Source organism: Streptomyces sp. NBC_01176 (assembly GCF_045039825.1).
Classification (GTDB): domain Bacteria; phylum Actinomycetota; class Actinomycetes; order Streptomycetales; family Streptomycetaceae; genus Streptomyces.
Genome location: NZ_CP108600.1, coordinates 3,343,993 through 3,370,710, shown reverse-complemented (window position 1 = coordinate 3,370,710; position 26,718 = coordinate 3,343,993). Strand labels below are relative to the sequence as shown.

The window sequence follows — 26,718 nt, the reverse complement described above, 5'->3', positions numbered from 1 at the left end:
CGTCACCCGGAGTTCACCGGTTCTGTCAACTCCCGCTCTTGCGGCGACAGTTGGATGTCCTCTGTGTACATGATGCGTCTGTGCACCATGTTTCAGGGGAGGGGAACGTGACCCGTTCACGAAGACTTGCCGCACTGGCCCTCAGCGGGGCCGCGGCCCTGTCGTGCGCCGTGCTCACCGCGCCCGCGCACGCCGCGCCGGCCGTCGACACACCCGTGGCCACCGTGCAGCTGAGCAGCACGCTGCCGACCGAGATCGACTACACCTGGGCGGGATCGTCCGGGTTCCGCTACCGGCTGCCCGAGAGCTTGGGTTCGCTCCAGTGGGCCGACTACCCGGGTGTCACACCGCCCGCGCACGCGGGCCCGGACGACCTGCCCACCGGCACCGACGTCGTCACCACCGTCTCCGGCGCCACCGTGACCCAGCGGCACCGCTCCACCGGCGTGACCGCCACGGTCACCGTCCCGTCCGGCCAGACGTACCGGACCGCCTCCGGCTGGAGCGTGCTCACCCAGGACGCCGCGGGCGCCCCGCACGTGCTGCGCGCCGCCGCCGACGGCACCACCACCGATCTCCCGGTGACCGGGCTCCCCGACGGCGCCCAGCTCACCGGCACCTTCGTCACCGGCGGCTCGGTCCGCCGCCTCGCGGTCGTCTACACGCGTGACGGCGCCACCGACGTGGGGCTCGTGGACCTCGCCGACGGCACCTTCCGCACCTATCTCACCGGCGTCGGCACCTCGCCCCGGGTCGTCTTCAACGACCGCTGGCTGGTCGACGGCACCAAGGCGATCCGCGTGGACTCCGCCCCCGGCACCGCCCCCAGCACCATCACGGCTTCCTTCTTCGGCGAGGCGCAGGCCGTGGTGGGCGACCAACTCCTCGCCGCCAACGCCATGTTCCTGCCCGGCGGCACCACCCCCGAGCTCACGGCCGTCTCGCTCACCGACAACACGGCCCGCACCCTGCTCGCCAACTCCAAGGGGTCCTACCTGGCCACCCCGGACGGCGGTGCCCTCGCCACCGCCGGCCCGTCGAGTGTCGACTGGCACGTGTACCGCGTCACCCCCGCCGAGGACGGCACCGCCACCACCGAGAAGGCGCTCGACCTGCCCGCCTGGCAGGCCACCCCGGACGGCATGACGCTCGCCGGGGGCGAGCTGCTGATGTACGGCAACACGACGCACACCGGCGGCATCTACGGTTTCTACGGCATCCCGCTGGACACCGCGGGCAAACCCACCGGCCTGCAGACCCGCCGCGGCCCCACCCTCCAGGGCGCGACCTGCCCGGGCGGCGACGCCGCGTGCCCGCAGCTCGAAGCACTGGGCGACGGCCGGGTGGCCTCGCTGTGGACCGACACCCAGGGCCAGGAGCACGTCCTGGCCGTCGGGCTCGACACGACCACGATCGCCGACGCGCCCACCGGCGACGCCGGCGGCCGCATCGGCACCGGCACCGGGCGCTACGTCCTCTACAACGGAGGCACCCCCGGCAGCCAGCGGGTCACCGACTTCCCCCGCGGTGCCACCGCCGGTGCGACCGCGCTCGACCGCACCCGCACCGCCGCCGCGGTCTGGGGCCAGCGCCTGTGGACCCCCGGCAGCACCCGGGGCACCGTCGTGGCGTACGACCTCAAGACCAAGAAGAACGTCGCCACCGTCGACACCGGCGCCCCCTGCACGCCCAGCGAGATCCAGGCCGTCAACGCCTGGCTGTACTGGAGCTGCGGCTCGGCCGGCCCCGCGGGCGTCTACGACCGTGCCACGAACCGCGCCGTCACCGTCCCGGCCGGCCAGGCCCGCCTCGCCGACGGCTATCTCGTCCGCGAGAACCGCACCACCCACGAACTGCTGCTCACCGACTTCCACACCGGCAGCGCGACCACCCGCACCCTGGCCGTGCTGCCCAGCGCGGACCAGAACACCGGGGGCAGCACCGGCCGCTGGGCGGTGGACCGGTTCGGCGGCAACGTCGCCTACCTCACCGACAGACGTCAGGTGGCGATCGTCACGGCGGGCGTGCCGACCTCGGCGCTCGCCCAGATGGAGGCACAGACCGACCCGCAGCCGGGCGGCCCCACCACCGCGAACCCCTGGCGGCCCGTGTGGCAGCTGAACAAGCCCTCGACGTGGCGGCTGACCCTGAGCAACGCCTCCGGCACCGTCGTGCGCACCCTCACCGGCGCTTCCACCGCCGCCGCGGTCCGCCCCGCCTGGGACGCCCGTACGGACTCCGGCACCTTCGTACCGCCCGGCACCTACACCTGGAAACTGACCGCAGAGCCGCGCGACGGCCAGGGCGCCGCGCTCGCCCTGACCGGCACGACCACCGCCGGCTGAGGGACATCCGCCCGCGCCCGGGGATACGGTCGGTGCATGAGCATCGACGCGGTGGTCTGGGACATCGACGACACGATCTTCGACTACACGGCCGCGGACCGGGCGGGCATGCGGAGCCATCTGGCGGCCGAGGGCCTGCTCGGCGGCGCGTCCGTCGAGCAGGCCCTCGCGCGCTGGCGCGAGGTCACCGACGCGCAGTGGGCGCGGTTCTCGGCGGGCGAGACGGACTGGCAGGGTCAGCGCCGGGAACGGGTCAGGGTGTTCCTGGGGGAGTCGCTGAGCGACACCGAGGCCGACGCCTGGTTCGACCGCTACATCACGCACTACGAGTCGGCCTGGACCCTCTTCCCGGACGTCCTGCCCGTCCTGGACGACCTCGTCGCCAGCCACCGGCACGCGGTCCTGTCCAACTCCAGCCTTCTCGTACAGGACCGCAAGCTGCGCGTCCTCGGCGTGCACGACCGCTTCGAGGCGATCCTGTGCGCCGCCGAACTCGGCGTCTCCAAGCCCGCCGCGGCCGCCTTCCACGCGGCCTGCGAGGCCCTGGGCCTGCCGCCGCACCGGGTCGCCTACGTCGGTGACCATCCGGAGATCGACGGACGGGGCGCCGCCGAGGCGGGTCTGCTCTCCGTCTGGATCGACCGTGACGGCACTCACACCGCCGTCGGCGACCCGCCGACGGGTCCGCACCGGATCGTCTCGCTGGCCGAACTCCCCGCGGTCCTCCGCGCCGATACCCGTTTTGGAGCGCCGTCCACCTTCAGGTAATGTTCTTCCTGCGCCGCCGAGAGAAGGCCGAAAGGCCGGAGCTCGGAGGCGCAAGCTAAAACGAGATCCCAACAGGGGATTGAGTTTCAGTGGCCTATGGTGTAATTGGCAGCACGACGGTTTCTGGTTCCGTTAGTCTAGGTTCGAGTCCTGGTAGGCCAGCTCGCAGAGCTCATCTGCAACCGCGGAGATCAATTCCGCAACGCCCCCGTTGTGTAGCGGCCTAGCACGCTGCCCTCTCACGGCAGTAGCGCCGGTTCGAATCCGGTCGGGGGTACAGATCCTTCCCAGGAAGGCAGTCCGGGTCGCACCCGCTGCCTCTCATGCAGGATCGCTAGGGCCCCCGTTGTGTAGCGGCCTAGCACGCTGCCCTCTCACGGCAGTAGCGCCGGTTCGAATCCGGTCGGGGGTACTGATCTAAACCATCTAATGGTCTAGACCACCATGGGCTATGGTGTAATTGGCAACACTACGGTTTCTGGTACCGTCATTCTAGGTTCGAGTCCTGGTAGCCCAGCTCGGATCTGCGGAAACGCAAGATCCAAGGCCCCCGTTGTGTAGCGGCCTAGCACGCCGCCCTCTCAAGGCGGTAGCGCCGGTTCGAATCCGGTCGGGGGTACAAGAGTCCTACGGGCCTCCACTTCGGTGGGGGCCCGTAGGCGTTTCCCGGGCGGCCCCGGACCTCGTCGTACGGATCGACGAACCCTGCCCGGACGGCCGCTCACTCGATGCCGTACCGCCGCGCCGACTCCTGCTCCTGCGCCAGCCGGTGCAACGCCCGCAGCACCGGCTCGAAGAGCACGGCCGAGGCGACCGCGGTCTCCACCCGCTCCGCGTCGGACGTGTGCGTCTCCAGGTAGTCCAGGTCCCGCACGGCCACCTGGCGCATCAACTCCGCGTACGGCGCGAGGAGTTCGGCATCCCAGGAATAGCCGAGCCGGATCAGCGTGGCCACCGCCGCCACCAGCGAGCGGTGCACGGGGGAGAGCGGGGCGAGCTCCCGCGCGGTCTCCCAGCCCAGGTCCGCCAGCAGCCGGTCCACCTCGCGGCGCGCGGACCGGACCGCCGGGTCCTGATCATCCGGCTCGGGCTCCTGCGGCAGCGCCCACAGGGCCGCCCCCAGCCGGATCGTCCGGCCCAGGGACTCGTCGTCGACGTGCCCGAGGACCTCCCTGGCCGTGGCCACCGGCACCCGGCCCACCTGGATCAGTGCCCGCACCAGTCGCAGCCGGCGCAGATGACTCTCGTCGTAGTCCGCCGTCGTCGCGTTGACCTGGCGCCCGGGAGTCAACAGCCCTTCCCGCAGGTAGTACTTGATCGTCGCGGTGGACACTCCGCTCCGCTCGCTCAACTCCGCAAGCCGCATCTCTTGCGCCCTTCCTTGGATGGCGCGACTATCCAAGCATGGCGCCATCGGATAGCGCCGCTCGCCAACGGAGGGGACGAGATGTCCGGCACCCGCGTGACCGCAGGCCGTACCACCGCAGCCGCCGAGGGGGACGTGGTCGTCCTGCTGATCGGTATGCGCGTCAACCACTTCTGGGCGGTGCACCAGTGGGTTCCGGTGTTCCTCGCCATGCTGCGCATGCTGCGGGGTCTGGAGAAGGAGCCCGGCCGAGGGCTGCTCGGCCGCATCCTGCTGACGGCGTCGCCGCGGACGTACTACGTCGTCCAGTACTGGGAGTCCAAGGAGAAGCTCTACGCGTACGCGTCGGCGCCCGACATGTTCCACCACCAGGCGTGGGCGATCATCAACCGCAAGGAGCGCGCGGGCAAGCTCCGGCAGCACGTGGGGCTCTGGCACGAGACGTACGTCGTGCCGGAGGGGTCGTACGAGTCGATCTACGCGGACATGCCGCCCTTCGGACTGGTCGCCGCGCACGGGGTCCTGCCGGTGGAGAAGCGGGGACGGCGGGGGGCCGACCGGTTCGCGCACCGGTCGCCCCGGGCGGAGGCGGGAGCGGAGGCCGGGGGAGGGGCGGGTTGACCGGACGGCGCGGGCCGGCTGCGGCCGGGCGCGCGGTTCCCCGCGCCCCTGTACGCGTGGGGCGCTGGTCGGTCGCAAGGTGCGTTACCCCGGGCCCCTTGCGAGGGCCGGGAGGTCTCCGGGGGACGAGCCTGCCGCGGCGTTGAGGCCGGCCCGTTCCCGTGACGTGGGCGGGGTGTGGCTCAGCCGGTGCGGCGCAGGGCCTCGGAGAGGCGGCCGGCCGCATCGATGACCGCCTGCGCGTGCATCCGGCCCGGGTGCCGGGTCAGACGCTCGATCGGCCCGGAGACCGAGACGGCGGCCACCACGCGGTTCGACGGACCGCGCACCGGCGCGGAGACGGAGGCGACGCCCGGCTCGCGCTCGCCGATCGACTGGGCCCAGCCCCGGCGCCGCACGCCCGACAGCGCCGTCGCCGTGAAGCGGGCGCCCTGCAGACCTCGGTGCAGCCGCTCCGGCTCCTCCCAGGCCATCAGGATCTGGGCCGAGGACCCGGCCTTCATGGTGAGCGTGGAGCCGACCGGGACCGTGTCCCGGAGGCCGGACAGACGCTCGGCCGCGGCGACACAGATACGCATGTCGCCCTGGCGGCGGTAGAGCTGGGCGCTCTCGCCCGTGATGTCGCGCAGGTGCGTGAGCACCGGGCCCGCCGTGGCGAGCAGGCGGTCCTCGCCCGCGGCCGCGGCCAGCTCGGAGAGCCGGGGTCCGAGGATGAAACGCCCCTGCATGTCGCGCGCCACCATCCGGTGGTGTTCCAGCGCCACGGCGAGACGATGTGCCGTGGGTCGTGCCAGTCCGGTCGCCGCGACCAGGCCCGCGAGGGTGGCCGGACCGGACTCCAGAGCGCTCAGGACAAGGGCTGCCTTGTCCAGAACGCCGACGCCGCTACTGTTGTCCATGAAACGATACTCGCGTCTCACTCTGTGAAACGCAAGTTCAATTTTCGGTGGAACGCGCCACCCTTGTAGACACAGCGGCCCGCGGACCAACGGGCCTGGCGGACGACGTCCGGACGAGGGGTACGAACGTCTGCCGCACCGGAAATCTCTAGTTGGGCCGGCGCCACACAGGCCGGCCGGAGGGAAAGCGATGGGTAGGACACTCGCGGAGAAGGTCTGGGACGACCACGTCGTCCGGCGCGCCGAGGGCGAGCCCGACCTCCTCTTCATCGATCTGCACCTGCTGCACGAGGTGACCAGCCCCCAGGCCTTCGACGGTCTGCGTCAGGCGGGACGCCCCGTGCGCCGTCTCGACCTCACCATCGCCACCGAGGATCACAACACCCCGACCCTCGACATCGACAAGCCCATCGCGGACCCGGTCTCCCGGGTCCAGCTGGAGACGCTGCGCAAGAACGCGGCCGAGTTCGGTGTGCGCCTGCACTCCCTGGGCGACGTCGAGCAGGGTGTCGTCCACGTCGTGGGACCGCAGCTGGGCCTGACCCAGCCGGGCACCACCGTGGTCTGCGGCGACTCGCACACCTCCACGCACGGCGCCTTCGGCGCGCTGGCGTTCGGCATCGGCACCTCGCAGGTCGAGCACGTGCTGGCCACCCAGACGCTGCCGCTGGCCCGCCCCAAGACCATGGCCATCACGGTCGACGGCGAGCTGCCCGAGGGCGTCACCGCCAAGGACCTGATCCTGGCGATCATCGCCCGGATCGGCACCGGCGGCGGCCAGGGCTACATCCTGGAATACCGCGGCTCCGCCATCGAGAAGCTCTCGATGGAGGCCCGGATGACCATCTGCAACATGTCGATCGAGGCCGGCGCCCGCGCGGGCATGATCGCCCCCGACGAGACGACCTTCGCCTACCTGCGGGGACGCGCCCACGCGCCCGAGGGCGAGGACTGGGACGCGGCGGTCGCGTACTGGAAGACGCTGAAGACGGACGAGGACGCGGTCTTCGACGCCGAGGTCGTCATCGACGGTCCCTCGCTGGCCCCGTTCGTGACCTGGGGAACCAACCCCGGTCAGGGCGCGCCGCTTTCGGCGTCCGTCCCCGACCCGGCTTCGTACGAAGACGCTTCGGAGCGCCTGGCCGCCGAAAAGGCCCTGGAATACATGGGGTTGACCGCCGGACAGCCGCTGCGCGACATCGAGGTCGACACCGTCTTCGTAGGTTCGTGCACCAACGGTCGCATCGAGGACCTGCGGGCCGCCGCCGCGATCGTCGAGGGCCGCAAAGTCGCCGAGGGCGTACGGATGCTGGTGGTCCCCGGCTCCGCGCGGGTCGGCCTGCAGGCCGTCTCCGAGGGCCTGGACGTGGTCTTCAAGGAGGCCGGCGCCGAATGGCGGCACGCGGGCTGCTCGATGTGTCTGGGCATGAACCCCGACCAGCTGGCCCCCGGTGAGCGCTCCGCGTCCACCTCCAACCGCAACTTCGAGGGCAGGCAGGGCAAGGGCGGCCGTACGCACCTGGTCTCCCCGCAGGTCGCCGCCGCCACCGCCGTGCTGGGCCATCTGGCCTCCCCGGCCGACCTGTCCGACGCGCCCGCCGCCCGTACGCCCGCTGGAGTCCGATAAGCCATGGAAGCATTCACCACGCACACCGGCCGGGCCGTCCCGCTGCGCCGCAGCAACGTCGACACCGACCAGATCATCCCCGCCCACTGGCTCAAGAAGGTGACCAGGGACGGCTTCGAGGACGGGCTCTTCGAGGCCTGGCGCAAGGACTCGTCCTTCATCCTCAACCAGCCCGAGCGCAAGGGCGCCACGGTCCTGGTCGCCGGCCCGGACTTCGGTACCGGCTCCTCGCGCGAGCACGCCGTCTGGGCGCTGCAGAACTACGGCTTCAAGGCCGTCGTCTCGTCCCGCTTCGCCGACATCTTCCGGGGCAACTCGCTCAAGAACGGCCTGCTCACGGTGGTTCTGGAGCAGAAGACCGTGGACGCGCTGCAGGAACTCACCGAGAAGGACCCGCAGGCCGAGATCACGGTCGACCTGGAGGCCCGTGAGGTGCGCGCCGAGGGCATCACCGCGGCCTTCGAGCTCGACGAGAACGCCCGCTGGCGGCTGCTGAACGGCCTGGACGACATCTCCATCACCCTCCAGAACGAGGGCGACATCGCGGAGTACGAGGCCAAGCGGCCGTCGTACAAGCCGAAGACGCTCCAGATCTGACGCCCGGCGCGCCGCGCGACCCGTCGCGCGGCCGTCGCACGGCTGATTTCAGCCACCGCAACACCCCTCTGTACCCCCAATCGTGGACGGTTGGGGGTACAGCTGTGTCTGCCCCCGGAAGGCCTCCACGCGCCGCTTCGAATGCCTCCAACTACCCCATTTCAAAAGGGAATTGCCTGGGTACGCGGCTCTTGCGGCGGTGCCCTCCGGAGGCGTCCAGAACCCCCTCGGGGCGCGGCAGTTACCCCCTGGGCAGGCGACAACTCGCCCCAGATGGCACAATCTGTGCATGGAACACGACGGCCAACTCGAGCTCTATACGGCAGTCGCGGTCCAACTCAAGGAAGCGCACACAAGAGTGCGTGCACTGCAAGTCCCGGAGGGCGTACGGATGGCGCTGACCCGGAAGCTGCTGGTCATTACGGCTGTGGCCAAGCACGATCTCGCCGATGCGGCAAGGCGGCTGGAGCGGTTCACCACCGACCTCGACGAGGGCCGATTCCTCGAAGGGGAACGCTGAGGAACTGCGCTGCAGCCCGAGTTCGTTGCGGCACAAGGGTGATTAGCCCGTTTCGTGTTTGATTTGCGGTATATATCTGCCTAACGTGCGAAAAAGCTTGAACGCATTCGTTCGGGCAATGTCTCCGAAGGGGAAGACGTGAACAAGGCGCAGCTCGTAGAAGCGATTGCCGACAAGGTCGGCGGGCGTCAGCAGGCCGCCGACGCGGTCGACGCCGTACTGGACGCCATCGTCCGTGCAGTTGTCGGCGGGGACCGGGTCTCGGTCACCGGCTTCGGTTCCTTCGAGAAGGTCGACCGTCCGGCTCGTTACGCCCGCAACCCGCAGACGGGTGAGCGCGTTCGGGTCAAGAAGACCTCTGTGCCGCGCTTCCGCGCCGGTCAGGGCTTCAAGGACCTGGTGAGCGGCTCGAAGAAGCTCCCGAAGAACGACGTGGCGGTCAAGAAGGCCCCGAAGGGCAGCCTCTCCGGCGGCGCCTCGGCCACCGTCAAGAAGGCCGCGGCCAAGAAGGCCACCACCGCCAAGAAGGCGACGGCCAGGAAGACCACCGCCGCCGTGAAGAAGACGGCCGCGAAGAAGACCACCACCGCCGCCGCGAAGAAGACCACGACGGCCAAGAAGGCCACCGCCAAGAAGACCACGGCGACGGCCAAGAAGGTCGCGGCGAAGAAGACGACGGCCAAGAAGGCCACCGCCAAGAAGGCCCCGGCGAAGAAGGCCACCGCCAAGAAGGCCCCCGCCAAGAAGTCGACGGCTCGCAAGACCACCGCCAAGAAGGCCACCGCCCGCTGAGAAGCAGGGGCGCAGGGCAACTCACGCGCCGGGCCGGGCTCCCACGGGGAGCCCGGCCCGCGGCGTGTTTGGGGACGGTCCGGTGCGCCCGGTCAGAACGTCTGGAGCGTCACGAGGGTGATCCGCCGTGCCGCGCCGTCGCCCTCCGTCTCGATGCGCACGCGCTGCCCCGGGCGCAGCAGCCGCAGGCCGCCGGCGTCGAACGCCGCGCCGTCGAAGGGCACGGGCGTGCCGTCGTCGAGCAGCACCTGCCCGCTGCGGGTGTCGGGGTCGTACGTGTACGCGGTCGCCTGCATGCCGAGAGCTTATCCAGCACCGGTCCCGCCGGGGGTGTGTACCGGGGGACCGGTGGGGCTCACGGGCGGACGGGAGAGGCCCGCGGCGGCGGAGGGCGAGACGGGGCGCCGCACGGTACCGAGGGGCCGCGGACTCGCCGCAGTTCGCGGCCCGGGTGTCGTGGAGCCGCGGTACGGGCGTCGGGGGGCGCGGTGCGGGCGCCGGAGCCGCGCGGACCGGTCGGGGGCGCCGTGGTCCGGTACCGGGTCCTGGAGGACCGACGGACGGACGTCGTGCGGCCGGTGGGCGGGTGTCCTCACGGCTTCGAGGCGTGGGACGTACGTGGTCGGCGGGCGGACCCGACACCGGCGCACGAGCGGGACGCGCGACGTGGGACCCGGCATTCCGGTCCGGGCGGCCGAAGTCCGGTCCCCAGAGGCCCGCACCGGGTGCGCGAAGCACCGGTACACCGGCACACGGGTCCTCGACGCGAGCGGTCGACGCCGGCCGGCACGGACGGTGCCGGCACGGACGGAGGACGGCGCCCGAGGGCGGGTCCGGGAGCCCGGGGACCGGCGACGGGAACAGCGGCGGGGACCGAGGACCGGGGCCGCGGGAGCGAGGACCCGGGGCCACCGCGGCCCGACGTCAGGTGCCGGGGTGGCCCGGGATGAGGAGTCTCGCCGCCACCGCGGCCGTGCGCGGGCCCACGCCCAGGGCGAGCGCCGCGCGCAGATCGTCTCCGGTGTCCACGTCCTGACGTACGGAATCCACCGTCGCGAGGAGGAGTTCCACGGCACCCGAGGCGCGATGCCGGGCACGGGAATCGGTGCCGAAAGCGGGGCGCAATTCATGGCCCGGTGAGGCGGCCAGCAGCGTGGTCCCGATTGCCGCCGCGTCGGCAAGAAAAGCGCGCGGGAATTCGGCCGCGGCGTCGAGTACCCGGGCCAATTCCGGGGGGCGCAGCGCGGGCAGATCGGCGTTCAGGGCCGCCACGGCGCATTCGGGGCTGTGGGAACGTACGACGGCCGCCGCGTGCCCCAGCGCGGCGTTCAGGCCGCCGCCCGGCTCGTCCGGGACGATGCGCGCACCCAGTGCCGCGAGCTCCCGCCCGGCCAGTTCGTCGTCCGTGACTACCGCCACATCATGGACCGCGGCGCAGGCCAGCGCGGCCGCCACGGTGTCCTGTGCGAACGCGAGGGCGAGCCCCGGGCGCACTCCGTCGGCGGCGGTGTCCGACAGCCTGCTCTTGGCCCGCGCCAGGGGTTTGAGGGGTACGACCAACGTCCACTGCACGGGCGCTCCGTTCCTGCCTTGTCGCGCCCATTGTGACCCGGTGGCCCTGGCGGTCCGGACGTCGGGGCGTACGGTGTTCTCGACAGACTGGCGGCCTGGGGCGACACTTGTGCGGCCCCCCAGGCCCTAAGAGGAAGGTGCCCGCGTGCCCCGCCGCAGAATCGGCTTCTGGTACCGCTTCGCAGCGGTTCTCTGCAAACCGCCGCTCGTGGTTCTGATCAAGCGGGACTGGCGTGGAATGGAGAACATTCCGGCCGAGGGCGGATTTATCACCGCGGTGAACCACAATTCGCATGTGGACCCGTTCGCGTATGCCCACTATCAGTACAACACCGGGCGTGTTCCGCGTTTCCTGGCGAAGGCCGGGCTTTTCAGGAAGGGATTCGTGGGGGCCGCGATGCGCGGCACCGGACAGATCCCCGTCTACCGCGAGAGCACCGACGCGCTGAGCGCCTTCCGGGCCGCGATCGACGCCGTGGAGCGCGGCGAGTGTGTCGCGTTCTACCCCGAGGGCACCCTCACGCGGGACCCCGACGGCTGGCCGATGACCGGCAAGACCGGCGCCGCCCGGGTCGCCCTGCAGACCAAGTGCCCGGTGATCCCGGTCGCCCAGTGGGGCGCCAACGAACTGCTGCCGCCGTATGCCAAGAAGCCCAACCTCCTTCCGCGCAAGACCCACATCGTCCTCGCGGGCCCTCCGGTGGACCTGTCGCGTTTCTACGACAAGGAGATGAGCCCGGACCTCCTCAAGGAGGCCACCGAGGTCATCATGGCCGCCGTCACCGTGCTGCTGGAGGAGATCCGCGGCGAGAAGGCGCCCGAGACGCCCTACGACCCGCGTCAGGTGCGGATCGAGCAGCGCAGGCGCACCGCGGCCCAGGAGAAGGCCCAGGCGCAGGCACAGGCCCATGCGCAGGCCCGGACCCACGCCCAGGGAAAGGCGCAGGTCCAGGCGCAGCGTGAAGAGGGGCAGGGCACGTGAGCAAGCCCGTCAAGGCGGCCGTCTTCGGGTCCGGGTCGTGGGGCACGGCCTTCGGCATGGTGCTCGCCGACGCGGGGTGCGAGGTCACCCTGTGGGGGCGGCGCCCGGAACTCGCCGAAGCGGTCAACTCCACGCACACGAACCCGGACTACCTGCCGGGCGTCGAACTCCCGGGCAACCTGCGGGCCACCACCGACGCCGCCGAGGCCGCGCGCGACGCCGACTTCACCGTGCTCGCGGTGCCCTCCCAGACCCTGCGCGCCAACCTCGCCGACTGGGTGCCGCTGCTGGAGCCGGACACCGTGCTCGTCTCCCTCATGAAGGGCGTCGAACTCGGCTCCGCCATGCGGATGAGCGAAGTGATCGAGGACGTCGCCAAGGTCGGTGCCGACCGCGTCGCCGTGGTCACCGGGCCCAACCTCGCGCGGGAGATCGCCGCCCGGATGCCGGCCGCCGCCGTCGTCGCCTGCACCTCCGAAGCGGTCGCGCGGCGTCTCCAGGCCGCCTGCCACACCCCGTACTTCCGCCCGTACACCAACACCGACGTGGTGGGCTGTGAACTCGGTGGCGCGGTCAAGAACGTCATCGGTCTCGCCGTCGGCATCGCGGACGGGATGGGCCTCGGGGACAACGCCAAGGGCTCGCTCATCACGCGCGGGCTCGCCGAGACCACCCGGCTCGGCCTCGTCATGGGCGCCGACCCGCTGACCTTCTCCGGTCTCGCGGGCCTCGGCGACCTGGTGGCCACCTGCTCGTCGCCCCTCTCGCGCAACCACACCTTCGGCACCAACCTCGGCAGGGGCATGACCCTGCGGGAGACCATCGCCGTCACCAAGCAGACCGCCGAGGGCGTCAAGTCCTGTGAGTCCGTGCTGGATCTGGCCCGCCGGCACGGTGTCGACATGCCCATCACCGAGACGGTCGTCGGCATCGTCCACGAGGGCAAGCCGCCGGTGGTCGCGCTCAAGGAACTGATGTCGCGCAGCGCGAAGCCCGAACGCCGCTGAGCCGTCGCGGCGCCGCCGCACGGCCCCCGGCGACGCCTCCCGCGACACCGGGGAACAACGCTGTGCGACCACTCGCGCGACGCTGAGCAACGGCCGCCGCGGGGCGCTGACTCAGCGCCGGACCACCGGGTACTCTCAACGCGATATGAGCACCGAGAACCTCCCCCAGAGCCCTGAGCAGGCGCCTCGCAAGCCGCGCGTGGCCGTCGTCTTCGGCGGGCGCAGCTCCGAACACGGGATCTCCGTGGTCACGGCCGGCGCCGTCCTGCGCGCCATCGACCGTACGAAGTACGACGTCCTGCCGATCGGTATCACCCTGGACGGCCGTTGGGCGCTCACCGCCGACGAGCCGGAACGGATGGCCATCGTCGACCGGCGGCAGCCGAGCGTGGACCTCCTCGCGGAGTCGGACGAGGGCGCCGTGATCCTGCCCGTCGACCCGTCCAACCGCGAAGTCGTCTACAGCGAGCCCGGATCCGTCCCCAAGGCCCTGGGCGAGGTCGACGTCGTCTTCCCCGTGCTGCACGGCCCCTACGGCGAGGACGGCACGCTCCAGGGCCTCCTGGAGCTCTCCGGGGTCCCGTACGTCGGCTCGGGCGTGCTCGCCTCGGCCGTCGGCCAGGACAAGGAGTACATGAAGCGGGTGTTCACCTCCTTCGGGCTGAAGGTGGGCCCGTACACGGTGATCCGTCCCCGGGAGTGGGAGCTCGACCCGGCGGGCGCCCGCAAGCGGGTCGCGGAGTTCGCGGGGGAGCACGGCTGGCCGCTGTTCATCAAGCCCGCCCGGGCCGGCTCCTCGTTCGGCATCACCAAGGTCGACTCCTTCGAGGGCCTGGACGAGGCGTTCGAGGAGGCCCGGCGCCACGACCCGAAGATCATCGTGGAGGCGCTGCTGCGCGGCCGGGAGATCGAGTGCGGGGTCCTGGAGTTCGAGGACGGCCCCCGCGCCAGCGTGCCGGCCGAGATCCCGCCGGTGCAGTCGCACGACTTCTACGACTTCGAGGCGAAGTACATCGACTCGGCCCCGGGCATCGTGCCCGCGCCGCTCACCGAGGAGCAGACCGCCGAGGTGCGGCGGCTGGCGGTCGAGGCCTTCGACGCGGCGTCGTGCGAGGGTCTCGTCCGCGCGGACTTCTTCCTCACCGAGGACGGCGAGTTCGTGATCAACGAGATCAACACGATGCCGGGCTTCACGCCGATCTCCATGTACCCGCGGATGTGGCAGGAGACCGGGGTCGGCTATCCGGAACTGGTCGACCGCCTGGTGCAGGCGGCGCTGCGGCGCTCCACCGGCCTGCGCTAGCCCCTGGACCCGGGCCGCTCCGGCCCGGTCCCACGGTCAGGTCGTCACGGCCCGGTCACTCCGGTCGGGTCCGGACACTCCGGTTCTGCCGGTTCGTCTCAGTCGGCGATCCCTGCGGGGATCGCCTTCTTGATGGGCGCCGCCAGGTCGACGAGCGCGGCCGAACCGTCCCGCTGGGCCCACTTCTTCGGCACGCTGACCTCGACGTACGCCCGGCGCAGGCTGCTGGTGAAGCGGTACGCCCCGTCGCTCTGCTTCTCCATCAGCCAGCCGACGCCGTTCACCTCGCCGCTGAGCGCGTCCTCGTCGCTCATCTTCGAGGGCCGTTCGACACCGCAGCGCAGTATGATCGCCGGGCTTCCCCAGCCCGCGGTCAGCGCGGACCGGGGCTCGGGATCGTTCCGGTCGAGGCCGTCCACCTTCTTCGGCAGCGCCTCGTCCAGGTTCTGGCACAGCGCGGAGACCTTCGCGTCCGGACCGGGAACCACGGCCGAGGCGCCGTCGTCTGCTGAGGAGCAGCCCGTGGTGGAGATCAGCAGGGCGAGAACGGGCAGCCCGAGAAGAGTGGTGTGCCGGTGACGGGAAGAGTTCACCGGCCAAGGGTAGACGGGGGCTAGAGGTGCACCACCGGGCAGGTCAGGGTGCGGGTGATGCCGTCCACTTGCTGGACTTTCGCGACCACCATGCGGCCGAGATCGTCCACGGTGTCGGCCTGGGCCCGCACGATCACGTCGTACGGCCCTGTCACGTCCTCGGCCTGGATCACCCCCGGGATCTTGCTGATCGTCTCGGCGACGGTCGACGCTTTGCCGACCTCCGTCTGGATCAGGATGTACGCCTGTACCACGGAACCTCCAGGGCGGCCACGAGGATCATGTGGGGAAAAGGAACGCCACGGTATCGCGTCGCCGCACGCCGCGGGGAGACCCCCGGTGACTGGGGCTTGCGCGCCGGGGTGCGTGGACTGCACAAGTCGACGGTCAACTCGACCGTACCGAGGACAGAGACGGCTCGCGACCGGGCACCGGTGGCGGCAGAGGGAGCAGTACGACGATGAAGGGCACCGTGGGCGAGTTGGGGGAGTTCGGGCTCATCAAGGAGCTCACCTCGCGTCTGACCACCACCCCGGCGGTCCGGGTCGGCCCCGGCGACGACGCCGCGGTGGTGGCCGCGCCCGACCGCAGGGTCGTGGCGAGCACCGACATCCTCCTGGAGGGCCGGCACTTCCGCCGCGACTGGTCGACGGCGTACGACGTCGGGCGCAAGGCGGCCGCCCAGAACCTCGCGGACATCGCCGCGATGGGCGCCGTACCGACCGCGCTGCTGCTCGGTCTCGTCGTACCGGCCGAACTGCCGGCGACCTGGCCGTCCGAGCTGATGGACGGGCTGCGCGACGAGTGCCAGGTCGCGGGCGCGGCCGTGGTCGGCGGCGACGTCGTACGGGGCGACACCATCACCGTCGCGATCACCGCGCTCGGTGATCTGCGCAACCACGAGCCGGTGACCCGGGGCGGCGCACGGCCCGGCGACGTGATCGCCGTGACGGGCTGGCTGGGCTGGTCGGCGGCCGGGCACGCGGTGCTCTCCCGCGGCTTCCGTTCGCCGCGCGCCTTCGTCGAGGCGCACCGGCGCCCCGAACCGCCGTACCACGCGGGTCCCGCGGCCGCCGGGCTCGGCGCGACGGCGATGTGCGACGTGAGCGACGGGCTGATCGCCGACCTGGGGCACATCGCCGAGGCGAGCAAGGTCAGGATCGACATCCGCTCGGGCGCCATCGACATCCCGTCGCAGATGAACGACATCGGCCAGGCCGTCGGCGTCGACCCGATGCAGTGGGTGCTCACCGGCGGCGAGGACCACGCGATCGTCGCGGCCTTCCCGCCGGACGTGAAGCTGCCCGCGCGCTGGAAGGTGATCGGCGAGGTCCTCAACCCCTCCGCGCTGCCGCAGGTCACGGTGGACGGCGCACCCTGGACCAGCAAGGGCGGCTGGGACCACTTCGGCGACATCGAGTCGTGAGACCGTCGGGGCCGGTGCGGTGCGCGTCGAGGGCGTGCGCCGCGCTTGCCCGTGAGTGCGCGGGCGGACAGCAGAAAACCCGCCCACCGTGAGGTGGACGGGTTCAGTGCAAGCGAACCAGCAGTGGCCGCGCGCTGGCGGTTGTCAGCGCGAAACCTTGCCGGCCTTGATGCACGAGGTGCAAGCGTTCACGCGCTTCGGCGTCCCGCTCACCACGGTACGTACACGCTGGATGTTGGGGTTCCAGCGGCGGGACGTACGGCGGTGCGAGTGCGAGATGTTGTTGCCGAAGCCCGGCCCCTTGCCGCAGACGTCGCAGTTGGCAGCCACGGGTCACTCCAAAGACTTCAGATGCACTTACGGTGGATCCCGGCATGCCGGGATCAAGATCTAGGATCTGAGTGGCGGTGCCAGGGGGAAGACCCGATCGGAATCGGGCAACTGGAGCAGCATACAACGACTGCGTCCAGAGAACGAAACTACCATGGCCGCCCCGGGGTCGGCCCCGGCCCTCCTCCGGACCCGCTACCGTCAGTAACCCGCTCTGGGTCTACGCTGCGTCCCACGTCCAGCAGCTCAAGGAGGCGCAGGTGCCGCAGGTGCCGCAGACATTGGATGCTCTCGCGGTGCGCACCTGGTGCGGCCTCGCGCTGGAGGCGCTGGGCCGGGCCCGCGAGGAGATCGACGCCATCAATGTCTATCCGGTGGCCGACGGGGACACCGGGACGAACCTCTATCTGACCGTGGAGTCGGCGACGGCGGCGGTGGAGGCGGTCTTCGCGGGCCACGAGACGGTGGCCGCCGCGGGCGACGGCCGCGCGAGCGCGGGGGGCGGACGGCCCACTCTCGCCGACGCCGTGCGGGCGATGGCGCACGGGGCGCTGATCGGGGCCCGCGGCAACTCCGGGACGATCCTCGCGCAGCTGCTGCGCGGTATGGCGCTGGTGCTGGCCGCCGAAGGAGAGAGCGGTCGCACCGACGCGGAGGGACTCCGTCTCGCCCTGCGGCAGGCCGCCGACTCCGCGCGCGACGCCGTCGCGCACCCGGTCGAGGGCACGGTCCTCACGGTCGCCGCGGCAGCCGCCGACGCGGCCGGCGGCGCCGAGGGGGACTGCGGCACCGTCGCGCGCGCGGCCTACGAGGGTGCGCGGGCGGCCCTGGTGGCGACCCCCCGGCAACTCGCCGTCCTGGCCCGTGCCGGTGTGGTGGACGCGGGCGGGCGGGGGCTGGTGGCGGTGCTGGCGGCGCTGGTGGAGACGTTCACGGGGGAGTCCCCGCGCGCCGGGTGGGCGCTGGGGGAGGTGCACGCGCGCGTGGCGGTGGCGGCCGGGCCCGTGACCGCTGCCGCCGGTCACGTCGAGCCGGATCACGTCGAGCCCGGTCACCTCGAGCCCGGGTGCGTGGACGACCGGCCGGACGACTCAGGGCCGGCCTTCGAGGTCATCTACCTCCTGGAGGCGCAGGACGCGGCCGTGACACGGTTGCGCGACCGGCTCGACCGCCTCGGGGACTCGCTCGTGGTCGTCGGCGGCGACGGACTGTGGAACGTCCACGTCCATGTGGACGACGCGGGTGCCGCGGTCGAGGCGGGCGTCGAGGCCGGGCGGCCGCACCGCATCAGGATCACGCACTTCGGGCTCGGTGACGCGCACACCGCGGGTGCGGCGGGGCTGCCGCCCCGGGAACGGGCGCAGCGGGCCGTCGTGGCGGTGGTGCCCGGCGAGGGACTGGCCGGGCTGTACGCCGAGGCCGGGGCGACCACCGTGCTCGCGCGGCCCGGTGAGCCGCCCGCCAGCGGGGAGCTCGTGGACGCCGTACGACGGGCCCACGCGCGCGAGGTGGTACTGCTGCCCAACGACGCCGACCTGCGGCACACCGCGGCGGCCGCGGCCGAGCAGGCCCGTACGGAGGGGGTACGGGTCGCGCTGATCCCGACCCGTTCCGCGGTCCAGGGCATCGCCGCGCTGGCCGTGCACGAGCCCGGGCGGCGCTTCGACGAGGACGTCGTCGCCATGACCTCGGCGGCGGGTGCCACCCGGTATGCCGAGGTCGCCGTCGCCGAGCGGCAGTCCTGGACCATGGCGGGCATCTGTCAGGCCGGGGACGTTCTCGGTCTCATCGAGGGGGATGTCGCGGTGATCGGTGCGGACATCGCGGCCACGGCCGAGGCCGTCATCGACCGGATGCTCGCCGCCGGGGGGGAGATGGTGACCCTGGTCCTCGGTGACGAGGCGCCCGGCGCCATCGCCGCGCGTCTCGAATCCCGGGTCAGGGAGAGCTACTTGGCGGTCGACACGGTGGTGTATCGAGGGGGGCGGCAGGGTGCGTTGCTGTTGATCGGCGTGGAGTAGCGCGGCCCGGGTGCCACCCCCCGGTTCTCTCGCCCCCGCCGCCCCTACCCGACCCGTCCTGGGGGCTCCGCCCCCAGACCCCCGCCAGGGGCGCTGCGCCCCCTGGACCCCCGCCTCGCCCGAAGGGCTCGTCCTCAAACGCCGGACGGGCTGCAATACATGACCCCGGGCGTCGGAAATACGTGACCCCGGGGCGTCGGTAATACGTGACCCCCGGGCGTCGGCAATACATGACCCCGTGCGTCGGCCTTCCAGCACCCTTTCGGCGCGGGCCCGCGTCTCCAGCCCGTCCGGCGCTTGAGGACGAGGCCGTCCAGGCCGAACGGGGGTCTGGGGGCGGAGCCCCCAGGGGCCGGCGGGGGCGAGGGCAAGGCGGGGGACCGGCAGGCGGGCGCTGGGCTCGCGGACCGGTCACCCCTGCTCCTCGCTATCCCTCACCCCTCACCCCGCTCCTCCATCAGCCTCAGCATGTTCTCGGCCTCGGCGCGGCGCGCCCCCGCGGGCTCGTCCCCCTCCGACGCCCCCGCGTAGGCGGACAGAACACCGCGCGCCCGCGCAGCCGCGGCGGCGGGCCGGAGCAGGTCCGCCTCCAGCCACCCCGCGGCGAGCTCCGCACCGGTCCGCGCGTCGAGCGCCTCGTCCCCGAGGGACGCGAACACCGACACGGCCCGCGTGACATGACCCAACGCCTCCTCGAAGAGACCCCGGGCGACGCCCTCCTCGACGTCGTCGGTGACGGACCGGGCGACGAGGTCGCCGAACTGCCGGTGGGTGTGGCCGAGTTCCGCGACGAGGCGGAGGGGGACCTGCGGGTCCTGCCCGTCCCCCGTCCCGGAAAGCCGTACCCCCTCCTCGCAGTCCCGCACCGCCTCCGCCATCAGCTCCCGTGACCGGTCCAGCCCCGCCCCCGTACGCAGGGAGGCCCAGGCCCGGGCCCGCAGCGACCGGACCAGCGCGTGCACGTTGCCGAGCTCCCGCCACAGGTCGCCGGCCCGGGCGTACGCCCGCTCCGCCTCGGCGGGCAGCCCGGCGTGCCCGAGCGCCTCGGCGGCCAGATGGGCGAGCATCGCGTGGTCGCGCTGCTCGGGCCAGTGCCGGGCGACGTCCGCGGCCCGCAGCCAGTTCTCGGCCGCGGCCCGGTGCTCGCCGAGCTCGGTGAGACAGTCGCCGAGCCACCACCGTGTCTGCACGATCGCACCGTCGCCGTGCATGTCGCCGGTCAGATCGGGGAGCGCCGACTCAAGGATCTCCGCGGCCTCGGCCCAACGCTCCTGCCGGAGCAGGAAACCGCCCAACTGGTGGCGCGCCCAGGCCCCGAGCGTGGGCCCCTGCCCGGCCTCGTCGGCCCAGTGCGCGGCCTCCAGCGCGTGTTCCGCGGCGTCCGCGACCTGCTCGGTCTCGCCGAGGATCTCGGCGAGCTGGAGGTGCAGCTGCGCCTGTCCCATCGGCTCCAGGCGGGGCCCGCCGTGCTCCAGCGCGGCCCGTGCGGCCCGCTCGGCGCCCTCCGCGTCGCCCAGGTGCCGGGCGATTCCGGCGAGCCGGGACTCGTACTCCACGGCGAACGACGGCAGCCCGGCCGCCACGAACGCCTCCGCCGCCCGTCCGAGCAGTTCCGCGGCGGCCTCGGCGTCCCCGGACTGAGCGGCGAGCTCGCCGAGCATGGCCTGCGCCTCCGCGGCCCGCGAGGCCATCCGTACGTCCGCGACGTGCGGCTCCGCGAGCGCCAGCAGCTCCCGTACGGCCGCCTCGGCGGTCCGGATCCCGTCGGCGCCGGCCGAATCGGGCCCACCCGGGCCGGACCCGTTCGCGTCGCCGCTCTCCTGCACCCGGTGCACCAGGATCCGTGCCCGTCCCACCAGCACGGATGCCGTCTGCGACACCTCCGTCCCGCCGTCCGCGAAGAGCGCGAGCGCCTTCTCGTGCAACTCCGTGACGGCCGCCAGTGCCTCCTCGGACCCGCCGACGAGGGCGAGGACGTACGCGGCGCGGGCCCGGGCGGCGAGGGCCTCGCCGGGGTCGCCCGCCGCGTCGTACAGCTCCGCGGCCTCGTGGAAGAGTTCGATGCCCTCGGGCCCGCGCTCCATCGCCGCATGATCGGCGATCTCCGCGCGGTCGCGGACCTCCAGCTCCCGGCCCTCGGCGGCGCGCGAGACCGCCGCCCAGGCCGCCACGGCGTCCGGGTCGCGGGACTGCGACAGCCGCCGGGCCTCGGCGAGCAGTGCGGGCAGGTCCGACCCGGTGGCCGGCTCAGGGCCGTCGTCCCCCGTCCGCGGCGCCGTGTCCGGGCCCGCGACCGACCCCGTGCGCGCATCCGTGTCCGACGCGGTGGCAGCCGTGGCCGTCGGTACGTGCCGCGCCGAACGCACGCCCAGCGGCAGCCGGTCGACCAGCGGAGGCCGGTCCATCCGCGCCCGCGCCCGCCCGCTGACGTACGACGTGCCGTTGCGCGCGTCGAAGCGCGCCGCGAGGGAAAGGGCCTGCTCGCGCGCGTGGGCGGCGAGTTCGCCCGCGGTCCACGTGCGCCCGGCCGGTCCCGGCACCGTCCGTCCGCCGAGGCCGAGCCCGGTCAGGCGGTCCATCACCAGGGCGGTGACGGCCATGAAGTCGAGCTTGCTGCGCGGGTCGCCGGAGTCGGTGAAGTAGGCGGGCCGTTCGGCGAGCAGTTCCAGGGCGCGCGCCTCGTTCCCCGACAGCGCGCAGAACTCCACGTGGTCCGCGTAGGCCGCGCGCATGCTCTCCATGGGGCGCACCAGACGCAGGCCCCGGAGGTGATGGGCGCGGGCCTCCTCCAGACGGCCCAGGCGCAGCAGCGGGACGAGGGAGGACGCCAGCACGGTGTGCGGCTCGTGAGCGCAGCTGTGCTCGCCCTCCAGGACCGGGCGCCACAGCTCCAGCGCCCGCGTGTCGGCGTCGCGTTCGGCCTGCCACCAGCCCTGGCTGTGCAGTTCGCACGCGTGGCAGTCCGCCATGCTGTCGCGGTCGGCCGCCAGCCAGGCGGCGTAGGCGCGTTCCGCGCGCTCCATGTCCCCCAGGTGCGCGGCCACACTGAACTCGGCACCGCGCACGGCCCGTTCGGAGTGCCCGGCGAGCCGGTAGCGGTACTCCATCTCGCCGAGCCACTTCTCTATGGAGGCGAGCGGAATGTGCGGCTGGTCGAGCATGCCGGCCGACATCCACTTGAAGACCCAGTGCAGCGAATGGATCTCGTACTCGTCGAAGTCCTCGGGGTGTTCGTCCCACAGGCGCAGCAGGCGCGCGAAGGGGACGAACATCTTGTCCTTCTCGGAGCTGTAGTTGTAGACCTTCAGCTGGTGCCCGAGCGCCTCGATCACGGCGAGCGGGATGTCCAGCTTCTCCGCCTCGGCGAGCAGCTGTTCCGCGCGCGCGTTGCGGGCGGGCCCCTCCGGCTGCTCGTAGTTGTCCCCCATCGCCTGGCGCAGGGTGTCGAAGTCCATGGCCGGGCCGGTCATCGGCGGTCGTCCTCTCCGGTGTCGGGGTGGGTGGCCCATTCCAGGAGGCCGATGAACGCGCGGTTCAGGAGCGCCGAGTCGGCGGGCCGCAGCGGGCGCTGCGCCATCAGGAGGGCCTGGCCGTAGAGGGACTCGACGGCGGTGCCGATCAGCTCCGGGTCGCGCAGTGAGCTGATCCGCCGGATCAGCGGGTTGAGATGGTTGAGCACCAGCCGCGCGCGCGGAGCGCTGCCGCGCAGCGAGCCGAGAATGCCCGCCCACAGGTCGTCCGCCTGCTCCTCCGCCTCCGCGCGGGCCTGCTCATGCCGGGCCGCCCGGTCGTCCAGGTGCAGGGCCGGGACCGAGAGGGGGTGGAAGGCGCGCAGCGACACGTCGCAGCCCAGCGGGTCGAGCCTGGCCCGCGCGGCCGCCAGGAAGCCCGACAGGGCCAGCTCCTCGGCGGGATCGATCGCGTCCAGGTGCGCCGTGACGGTGTCGGCGTCCAGCTCCGCGACCACCGAGCCCGGACGCACCGACGGCAGCGCCTCCACCAACTCGCTGTCGTAGGTGTAGCCACCGTTGACGACGCCGATGCCCTGTGCGGAGGCGATGGGCGCGACCTGGCGGTACTCCTCCACCGTGCGCGTGAAGTGCACCACCGGGTGGCGCAGCGCGAACTCCTCCAGCGACAGCCGTCCGTCGGTCGTCTCGAAGGGCAGCCACGGCAGCATCGTGCGCAGCATCTCGTTGTCGTGCCGCGCCAGTGACTTCACGCCCAGGTGATGGACGGACAGGAAGGCCGCCAGCCGCTCCGGGTCACCCGCCGCGAGCCCCGTCAGCCACGACCGGATGCGCTCGCCGAGGGCCTCGCGCACGGCCGCCAGGGTCTCGTCCTCGTAGAGCGACTCGCGCGACGCGGTGGGCCGCAGGCTGTCGGTGTCCAGGACACAGCGTACGAAGAACGCCCAGTCGGGCAGCAGCTGTTCGGCCCGCTCGGTCAGCAGCATGCCCTTCAGGTGCACCCGGTGGCTCGCGCGCTGCGCCGGGCTGACCGCGGACGGCAGGACGTACGCGACGCCCCGCACCCCCGCGAGCGGCACGTTCAGCTCGATCGAGTCCAGCGGGGTGAAGCCGAACAGCTCGTGGCAGTGCCGGGCCAGGGCCACCCTGCGGGTGGTGGGGCTCGGGTGGGCGCGGTCCCAGGGCGCGGGAAGGTCCGCGATCGGCTCGTCGCCGACACGTACGTCGTACGGCAGCAGGGAGCCGAAGTCGCGGGCCAGTGACCGCACCCGCTCCTCGGCGAGCCATTCGCCGGCTCCGGCGCGCGCCACCAGGTGCACGGTGGTGCCCGGTTCGGTGCGGGCGTCGTGCGGCAGTGTGCGCACGGTGTACGAGCCGTCGTCGGTCGCCGTCCACTCGACGGGCGCCGCGTCGGGCGTCCGGGCGCTGCGGCTGACGACCCGGATGCGCTCGGCGACCACGAAGCACGCCAGCAGTCCGATGCCGAACTGCCCCAGGAACTCCGAGCGGGCCGCCTGGATGCCGTCGTCCCGTTTGGAGCTGCGGCCGATCGTCGCGAGGAGGCTGTGCACGTCGGACTCGGTGAGCCCGATGCCGGAGTCCTCCACGCGCAGGGTGCCGTCCACCGCGTGCAGCCGCACGGTGGCGGGCGCGTCCGGCTGTTCGGCACGCCGGGCGGTGATCGCGTCCACGGCGTTCTGCAGCAGTTCGCGCAGATAGACCTTGGGGCTCGAGTACAGGTGATGGGAGAGCAGGTCCACCAGACCACGCAGGTCGACCTGGAACGAATGGGGTGACGGGGATGCCTGTGAGGGCTGTGAGGTCTGGGAGTCCATCGTCGCTGCGCCGAGGGTGGGGGGACGGGCGACGGCGCGGGGTCGGGCGGTCCCGGCGGACGGTGACCGCGAAGAGGTCCGGAGCGCGCCATCCTAGGCCCGGAACGAGCCGTCTGACCAGCGGATTTCCAGGACGTATACGGCATTGTCGGTGGTGTGGTGTGCAATGGATCTCGTGCCCGCGCTCGATGAACCACTGAAGAAGGTGCTCGGTCCCCCCACCGCGAAGGTGATGGCCGAGCATCTCGGCCTGCACACCGTCGGTGATCTCCTGCACCACTACCCGCGCAGATACGAGGAGCGCGGCCAGCTCACCCACCTCGCCGACCTGCCCATGGACGAGCATGTGACGGTGGTCGCCCAGGTCGCCGACGCTCGCCTGCTCACCTTCGCCTCCGCCAAGGCGCCCCGCGGCAAGGGCCAGCGTCTGGAGGTGACCATCACGGACGGCAGCGGCCGCCTCCAGCTGGTCTTCTTCGGCAACGGCGTGCACAAGCCCCACAAGGACCTGCTGCCCGGCACCCGCGCGATGTTCTCGGGCAAGGTCTCCGTCTTCAACCACCGCCTCCAGCTGGCCCATCCGGCGTACGAGCCGCTGCGCGGCGACGGTGCCGACGACACCGCCGCCGCCGAGAGCGTCGACTCCTGGGCGGGCGCGCTCATCCCGATCTACCCGGCCACCGCCAAGCTGGAGTCCTGGAAGCTCGCCAAGGCCGTCCAGACGGTGCTGCCCAGTGCCCAGGAAGCCGTCGACCCGCTGCCGGACTCCCTGCGGGAGGGCCGTGGCCTGGTCTCCCTGCCCGAGGCCCTGCTGAAGATCCACCGTCCGCACACCAAGGCGGACATCGGCGACGCCCGCGCCCGCCTGAAGTGGGACGAGGCCTTCGTCCTCCAGGTGGCGCTGGCCCGCCGCCGGCACGCCGACGCCCAACTCCCCGCCGTGGCCCGCAGACCCCGCCCGGACGGCCTGCTCACCGCTTTCGACGCCAAGCTTCCCTTCACCCTCACCGAAGGTCAGCAGAAGGTCTCCAAGGAGATCTTCGACGACCTCGCCACCGAACACCCGATGCACCGGCTCCTCCAGGGAGAGGTGGGCAGCGGCAAGACGATGGTCGCCCTGCGCGCCATGCTCGCCGTCGTCGACGCGGGCGGGCAGGCCGTGATGCTCGCGCCCACCGAGGTGCTCGCGCAGCAGCACCACCGGTCGGTCACCGAGATGATGGGGGAGCTGGCCGAGGGCGGGATGCTGGGCGGCGCCGAGCACTCCACCAAGGTCGTGCTGCTCACCGGATCCATGGGGGCGGCGGGGCGCCGGCAGGCGCTGCTCGACCTGGTCACCGGTGAGGCCGGCATCGTCATCGGCACGCACGCGCTGATCGAGGACAAGGTGCAGTTCCACGATTTGGGCCTGGTCGTCGTCGACGAGCAGCACCGCTTCGGCGTCGAGCAGCGCGACGCCCTGCGCGGCAAGGGCAAGCAGCCCCCGCACCTGCTGGTGATGACCGCCACGCCCATTCCCCGCACGGTGGCGATGACCGTCTTCGGCGACCTGGAGACCTCCGTCCTCGACCAGCTCCCCGCCGGGCGCTCACCGATCGCCAGTCATGTCGTCCCCGCCGCGGACAAGCCGCACTTCCTCGCCCGCGCCTGGGAGCGCGTGCGCGAGGAAGTGGACAACGGCCACCAGGCGTACGTGGTCTGCCCCCGCATCGGCGACGAGGAGGACGACCCGAAGAAGAGCGGCAAGAAGAAGTCGCCCGAGGACGAGGCCGAGAAGCGCCCGCCCCTCGCCGTCCTCGACATCGCCCAGCAGCTGGCCAAGGGGCCTCTCCAGGGGCTCCGGGTCGAGGTCCTGCACGGCCGCATGCCGGCCGACGACAAGGACGCCGTGATGCGCCGCTTCGCGGCCGGTGAGACCGACGTCCTGGTCGCGACGACCGTCATCGAGGTCGGCGTGAACGTGCCGAACGCCACGGCGATGGTGATCATGGACGCCGACCGGTTCGGCGTCTCCCAGCTCCACCAGTTGCGCGGCCGGGTGGGCCGGGGTTCCGCCGCCGGACTCTGCCTGCTGGTCAGTGAGATGCCCGAGGCCAGCCCGGCCCGTCAGCGGCTGAACGCGGTGGCGTCCACGCTCGACGGTTTCGAACTCTCGCGCATCGACCTCGAACAGCGCCGTGAGGGCGACGTCCTGGGCCAGGCCCAGTCCGGCGTCCGCTCGTCGCTGCGCATGCTCACCGTCATCGAGGACGAGGAGATCATCGCCGAGGCCCGTGAGGAGGCGGCCGCGGTCGTCGCCGCCGACCCGGAGCTCGCCGGCTTCCCGGGCCTGCGGACCGCCCTGGAGGCGCTCCTGGACGAGGAACGCGAGCAGTATCTCGACAAGGGCTGACGGGACTTCGCGAAAAAGGCCGACCGGGACTCCCGACGGGCCCACGGAAGCCGAAGGGCACCGACCGGACAGCCGACGACCGACGGGAGCCCGGCCCGTCGCGGCCGGGACGCGCCTCGGACATCAGCCGCGGCCAGGGAAGCCCCGGGACCGGGAAGGGCCCCGGACGCGGAAGCCCCGGAACGGGGAGGCCGCGGACGGGAAGGCCCGGAATGGGAAGCCCCCCGGACGGGGAAGGCCCCGGACAGGGAA

General features: G+C 72.2%; 22 protein-coding genes and 5 tRNA genes. 18 read left to right on the top strand and 9 right to left on the bottom strand.

What is annotated here, in order from left to right:
- Positions 1-107: 107 nt before the first annotated feature.
- The 7 genes from OG199_RS14300 (at position 108) to OG199_RS14270 (ending at position 3,732) form a co-directional block, all read left to right on the top strand.
- Positions 108-2,345, top strand: coding sequence for a FlgD immunoglobulin-like domain containing protein (locus OG199_RS14300; protein ID WP_405829764.1), 2,238 nt, complete (start codon positions 108-110; stop codon positions 2,343-2,345).
- A gap of 36 nt (positions 2,346-2,381) precedes the next feature.
- Positions 2,382-3,113 carry an HAD family hydrolase gene (locus OG199_RS14295; protein WP_356807638.1) on the top strand — a complete coding sequence of 244 codons (732 nt, stop codon included), beginning with the start codon at positions 2,382-2,384 and terminating at the stop codon, positions 3,111-3,113.
- Positions 3,114-3,203: 90 nt separating this feature from the next.
- Positions 3,204-3,275: transfer RNA gene (locus OG199_RS14290), tRNA-Gln, on the top strand.
- Between the two features lie 42 nt (positions 3,276-3,317).
- Positions 3,318-3,390 (top strand) — tRNA-Glu (locus OG199_RS14285).
- A gap of 62 nt (positions 3,391-3,452) precedes the next feature.
- A tRNA-Glu gene (locus OG199_RS14280) sits at positions 3,453-3,525 on the top strand.
- 33 nt (positions 3,526-3,558) lie between these two features.
- Positions 3,559-3,630 (top strand) — tRNA-Gln (locus OG199_RS14275).
- Positions 3,631-3,659: 29 nt separating this feature from the next.
- Positions 3,660-3,732 (top strand) — tRNA-Glu (locus tag OG199_RS14270).
- A gap of 102 nt (positions 3,733-3,834) precedes the next feature.
- Here the strand turns inward: OG199_RS14270 and OG199_RS14265 are convergent.
- Positions 3,835-4,479, bottom strand: a complete 645-nt coding sequence (locus OG199_RS14265) for a MerR family transcriptional regulator (protein ID WP_356806427.1) — start codon at positions 4,477-4,479, stop codon at positions 3,835-3,837.
- An 81-nt stretch (positions 4,480-4,560) separates the two neighbouring features.
- Here OG199_RS14265 and OG199_RS14260 point away from each other — a divergent pair, with 81 nt between their 5' ends.
- On the top strand, positions 4,561-5,100 hold the full coding sequence (locus tag OG199_RS14260; protein ID WP_405829762.1) for a DUF4188 domain-containing protein: 540 nt from the start codon (positions 4,561-4,563) through the stop codon (positions 5,098-5,100).
- Positions 5,101-5,282: 182 nt separating this feature from the next.
- Here OG199_RS14260 and ndgR read toward each other — a convergent pair whose 3' ends face one another.
- Positions 5,283-5,999: an IclR family transcriptional regulator NdgR gene (gene ndgR / locus OG199_RS14255; protein ID WP_037625007.1), complete on the bottom strand. Its 717-nt coding sequence runs from the start codon at positions 5,997-5,999 to the stop codon at positions 5,283-5,285.
- A 190-nt stretch (positions 6,000-6,189) separates the two neighbouring features.
- On the opposite strand from ndgR, the gene leuC reads away from it, so the two are divergent.
- The 4 genes from leuC to OG199_RS14235 all read left to right on the top strand — a co-directional run bounded on the left by leuC (position 6,190) and on the right by OG199_RS14235 (position 9,535).
- Positions 6,190-7,626, top strand: a complete 1,437-nt coding sequence (gene leuC, locus OG199_RS14250) for a 3-isopropylmalate dehydratase large subunit (RefSeq protein WP_356806432.1) — start codon at positions 6,190-6,192, stop codon at positions 7,624-7,626.
- A 3-nt stretch (positions 7,627-7,629) separates the two neighbouring features.
- Positions 7,630-8,223 (top strand): 3-isopropylmalate dehydratase small subunit, encoded by a 594-nt coding sequence (leuD, locus tag OG199_RS14245; RefSeq protein ID WP_356806434.1) that lies wholly within the window; start codon positions 7,630-7,632, stop codon positions 8,221-8,223.
- 289 nt (positions 8,224-8,512) lie between these two features.
- A complete protein-coding gene (locus OG199_RS14240; RefSeq protein ID WP_168530399.1) occupies positions 8,513-8,743 on the top strand; it encodes a hypothetical protein in 231 nt (76 codons plus the stop codon).
- A 138-nt stretch (positions 8,744-8,881) separates the two neighbouring features.
- The gene (locus OG199_RS14235; protein ID WP_356806436.1) at positions 8,882-9,535 is read left to right on the top strand and encodes an HU family DNA-binding protein; all 654 of its coding nucleotides are present in this window, start codon (positions 8,882-8,884) and stop codon (positions 9,533-9,535) included.
- Positions 9,536-9,627: 92 nt separating this feature from the next.
- Here the strand turns inward: OG199_RS14235 and OG199_RS14230 are convergent, their stop codons facing one another.
- Positions 9,628-9,831: a hypothetical protein gene (locus OG199_RS14230; protein WP_099943501.1), complete on the bottom strand. Its 204-nt coding sequence runs from the start codon at positions 9,829-9,831 to the stop codon at positions 9,628-9,630.
- Positions 9,832-10,459: 628 nt separating this feature from the next.
- Positions 10,460-11,107: a 2-phospho-L-lactate guanylyltransferase gene (gene cofC, locus OG199_RS14225; RefSeq protein WP_356806438.1), complete on the bottom strand. Its 648-nt coding sequence runs from the start codon at positions 11,105-11,107 to the stop codon at positions 10,460-10,462.
- Positions 11,108-11,252: 145 nt separating this feature from the next.
- Between cofC and OG199_RS14220 the strand changes: the two genes are divergently transcribed.
- The 3 genes from OG199_RS14220 to OG199_RS14210 all read left to right on the top strand — a co-directional run bounded on the left by OG199_RS14220 (position 11,253) and on the right by OG199_RS14210 (position 14,399).
- Complete coding sequence (locus OG199_RS14220) at positions 11,253-12,089, top strand: lysophospholipid acyltransferase family protein (RefSeq protein ID WP_401799921.1); 837 nt, start codon at positions 11,253-11,255, stop codon at positions 12,087-12,089.
- Positions 12,086-13,096, top strand: coding sequence for an NAD(P)H-dependent glycerol-3-phosphate dehydrogenase (locus OG199_RS14215; RefSeq protein WP_266701633.1), 1,011 nt, complete (start codon positions 12,086-12,088; stop codon positions 13,094-13,096). Before OG199_RS14220 ends, OG199_RS14215 begins: the two co-directional genes overlap by 4 nt.
- A 145-nt stretch (positions 13,097-13,241) precedes the next feature.
- Positions 13,242-14,399, top strand: coding sequence for a D-alanine--D-alanine ligase family protein (locus tag OG199_RS14210; protein WP_356806442.1), 1,158 nt, complete (start codon positions 13,242-13,244; stop codon positions 14,397-14,399).
- Between the two features lie 98 nt (positions 14,400-14,497).
- On the opposite strand, the gene OG199_RS14205 is transcribed toward OG199_RS14210, so the two are convergent.
- Both OG199_RS14205 and OG199_RS14200 read right to left on the bottom strand, forming a co-directional pair.
- A complete protein-coding gene (locus tag OG199_RS14205) occupies positions 14,498-14,992 on the bottom strand; it encodes a DUF3515 domain-containing protein (protein WP_356806444.1) in 495 nt (164 codons plus the stop codon).
- A 20-nt stretch (positions 14,993-15,012) separates the two neighbouring features.
- Positions 15,013-15,246 (bottom strand): Lrp/AsnC family transcriptional regulator, encoded by a 234-nt coding sequence (locus OG199_RS14200; protein WP_003997603.1) that lies wholly within the window; start codon positions 15,244-15,246, stop codon positions 15,013-15,015.
- 206 nt (positions 15,247-15,452) lie between these two features.
- Here OG199_RS14200 and OG199_RS14195 point away from each other — a divergent pair, with 206 nt between their 5' ends.
- The gene (locus OG199_RS14195; RefSeq protein WP_266701639.1) at positions 15,453-16,418 is read left to right on the top strand and encodes a thiamine-phosphate kinase; all 966 of its coding nucleotides are present in this window, start codon (positions 15,453-15,455) and stop codon (positions 16,416-16,418) included.
- 144 nt (positions 16,419-16,562) lie between these two features.
- Here OG199_RS14195 and rpmB read toward each other — a convergent pair whose 3' ends face one another.
- Entirely contained in the window at positions 16,563-16,748 is a 186-nt protein-coding gene (gene rpmB / locus OG199_RS14190; protein ID WP_003973430.1) for a 50S ribosomal protein L28, read from the bottom strand.
- A 260-nt stretch (positions 16,749-17,008) separates the two neighbouring features.
- Here rpmB and OG199_RS14185 point away from each other — a divergent pair, with 260 nt between their 5' ends.
- Positions 17,009-18,769, top strand: coding sequence for a DAK2 domain-containing protein (locus OG199_RS14185; protein WP_405829759.1), 1,761 nt, complete (start codon positions 17,009-17,011; stop codon positions 18,767-18,769).
- Positions 18,770-19,203: 434 nt separating this feature from the next.
- Here OG199_RS14185 and OG199_RS14180 read toward each other — a convergent pair whose 3' ends face one another.
- Both OG199_RS14180 and OG199_RS14175 read right to left on the bottom strand, forming a co-directional pair.
- Positions 19,204-22,239, bottom strand: coding sequence for a tetratricopeptide repeat protein (locus OG199_RS14180; RefSeq protein WP_405829758.1), 3,036 nt, complete (start codon positions 22,237-22,239; stop codon positions 19,204-19,206).
- Positions 22,236-24,074, bottom strand: coding sequence for an HSP90 family protein (locus OG199_RS14175; protein ID WP_405829756.1), 1,839 nt, complete (start codon positions 24,072-24,074; stop codon positions 22,236-22,238). The genes OG199_RS14180 and OG199_RS14175 overlap by 4 nt, the downstream gene beginning before the upstream one ends.
- A gap of 166 nt (positions 24,075-24,240) precedes the next feature.
- Between OG199_RS14175 and recG the strand changes: the two genes are divergently transcribed.
- The gene (gene recG / locus OG199_RS14170; protein WP_356805449.1) at positions 24,241-26,466 is read left to right on the top strand and encodes an ATP-dependent DNA helicase RecG; all 2,226 of its coding nucleotides are present in this window, start codon (positions 24,241-24,243) and stop codon (positions 26,464-26,466) included.
- The last annotated feature ends 252 nt before the right edge of the window (positions 26,467-26,718 follow it).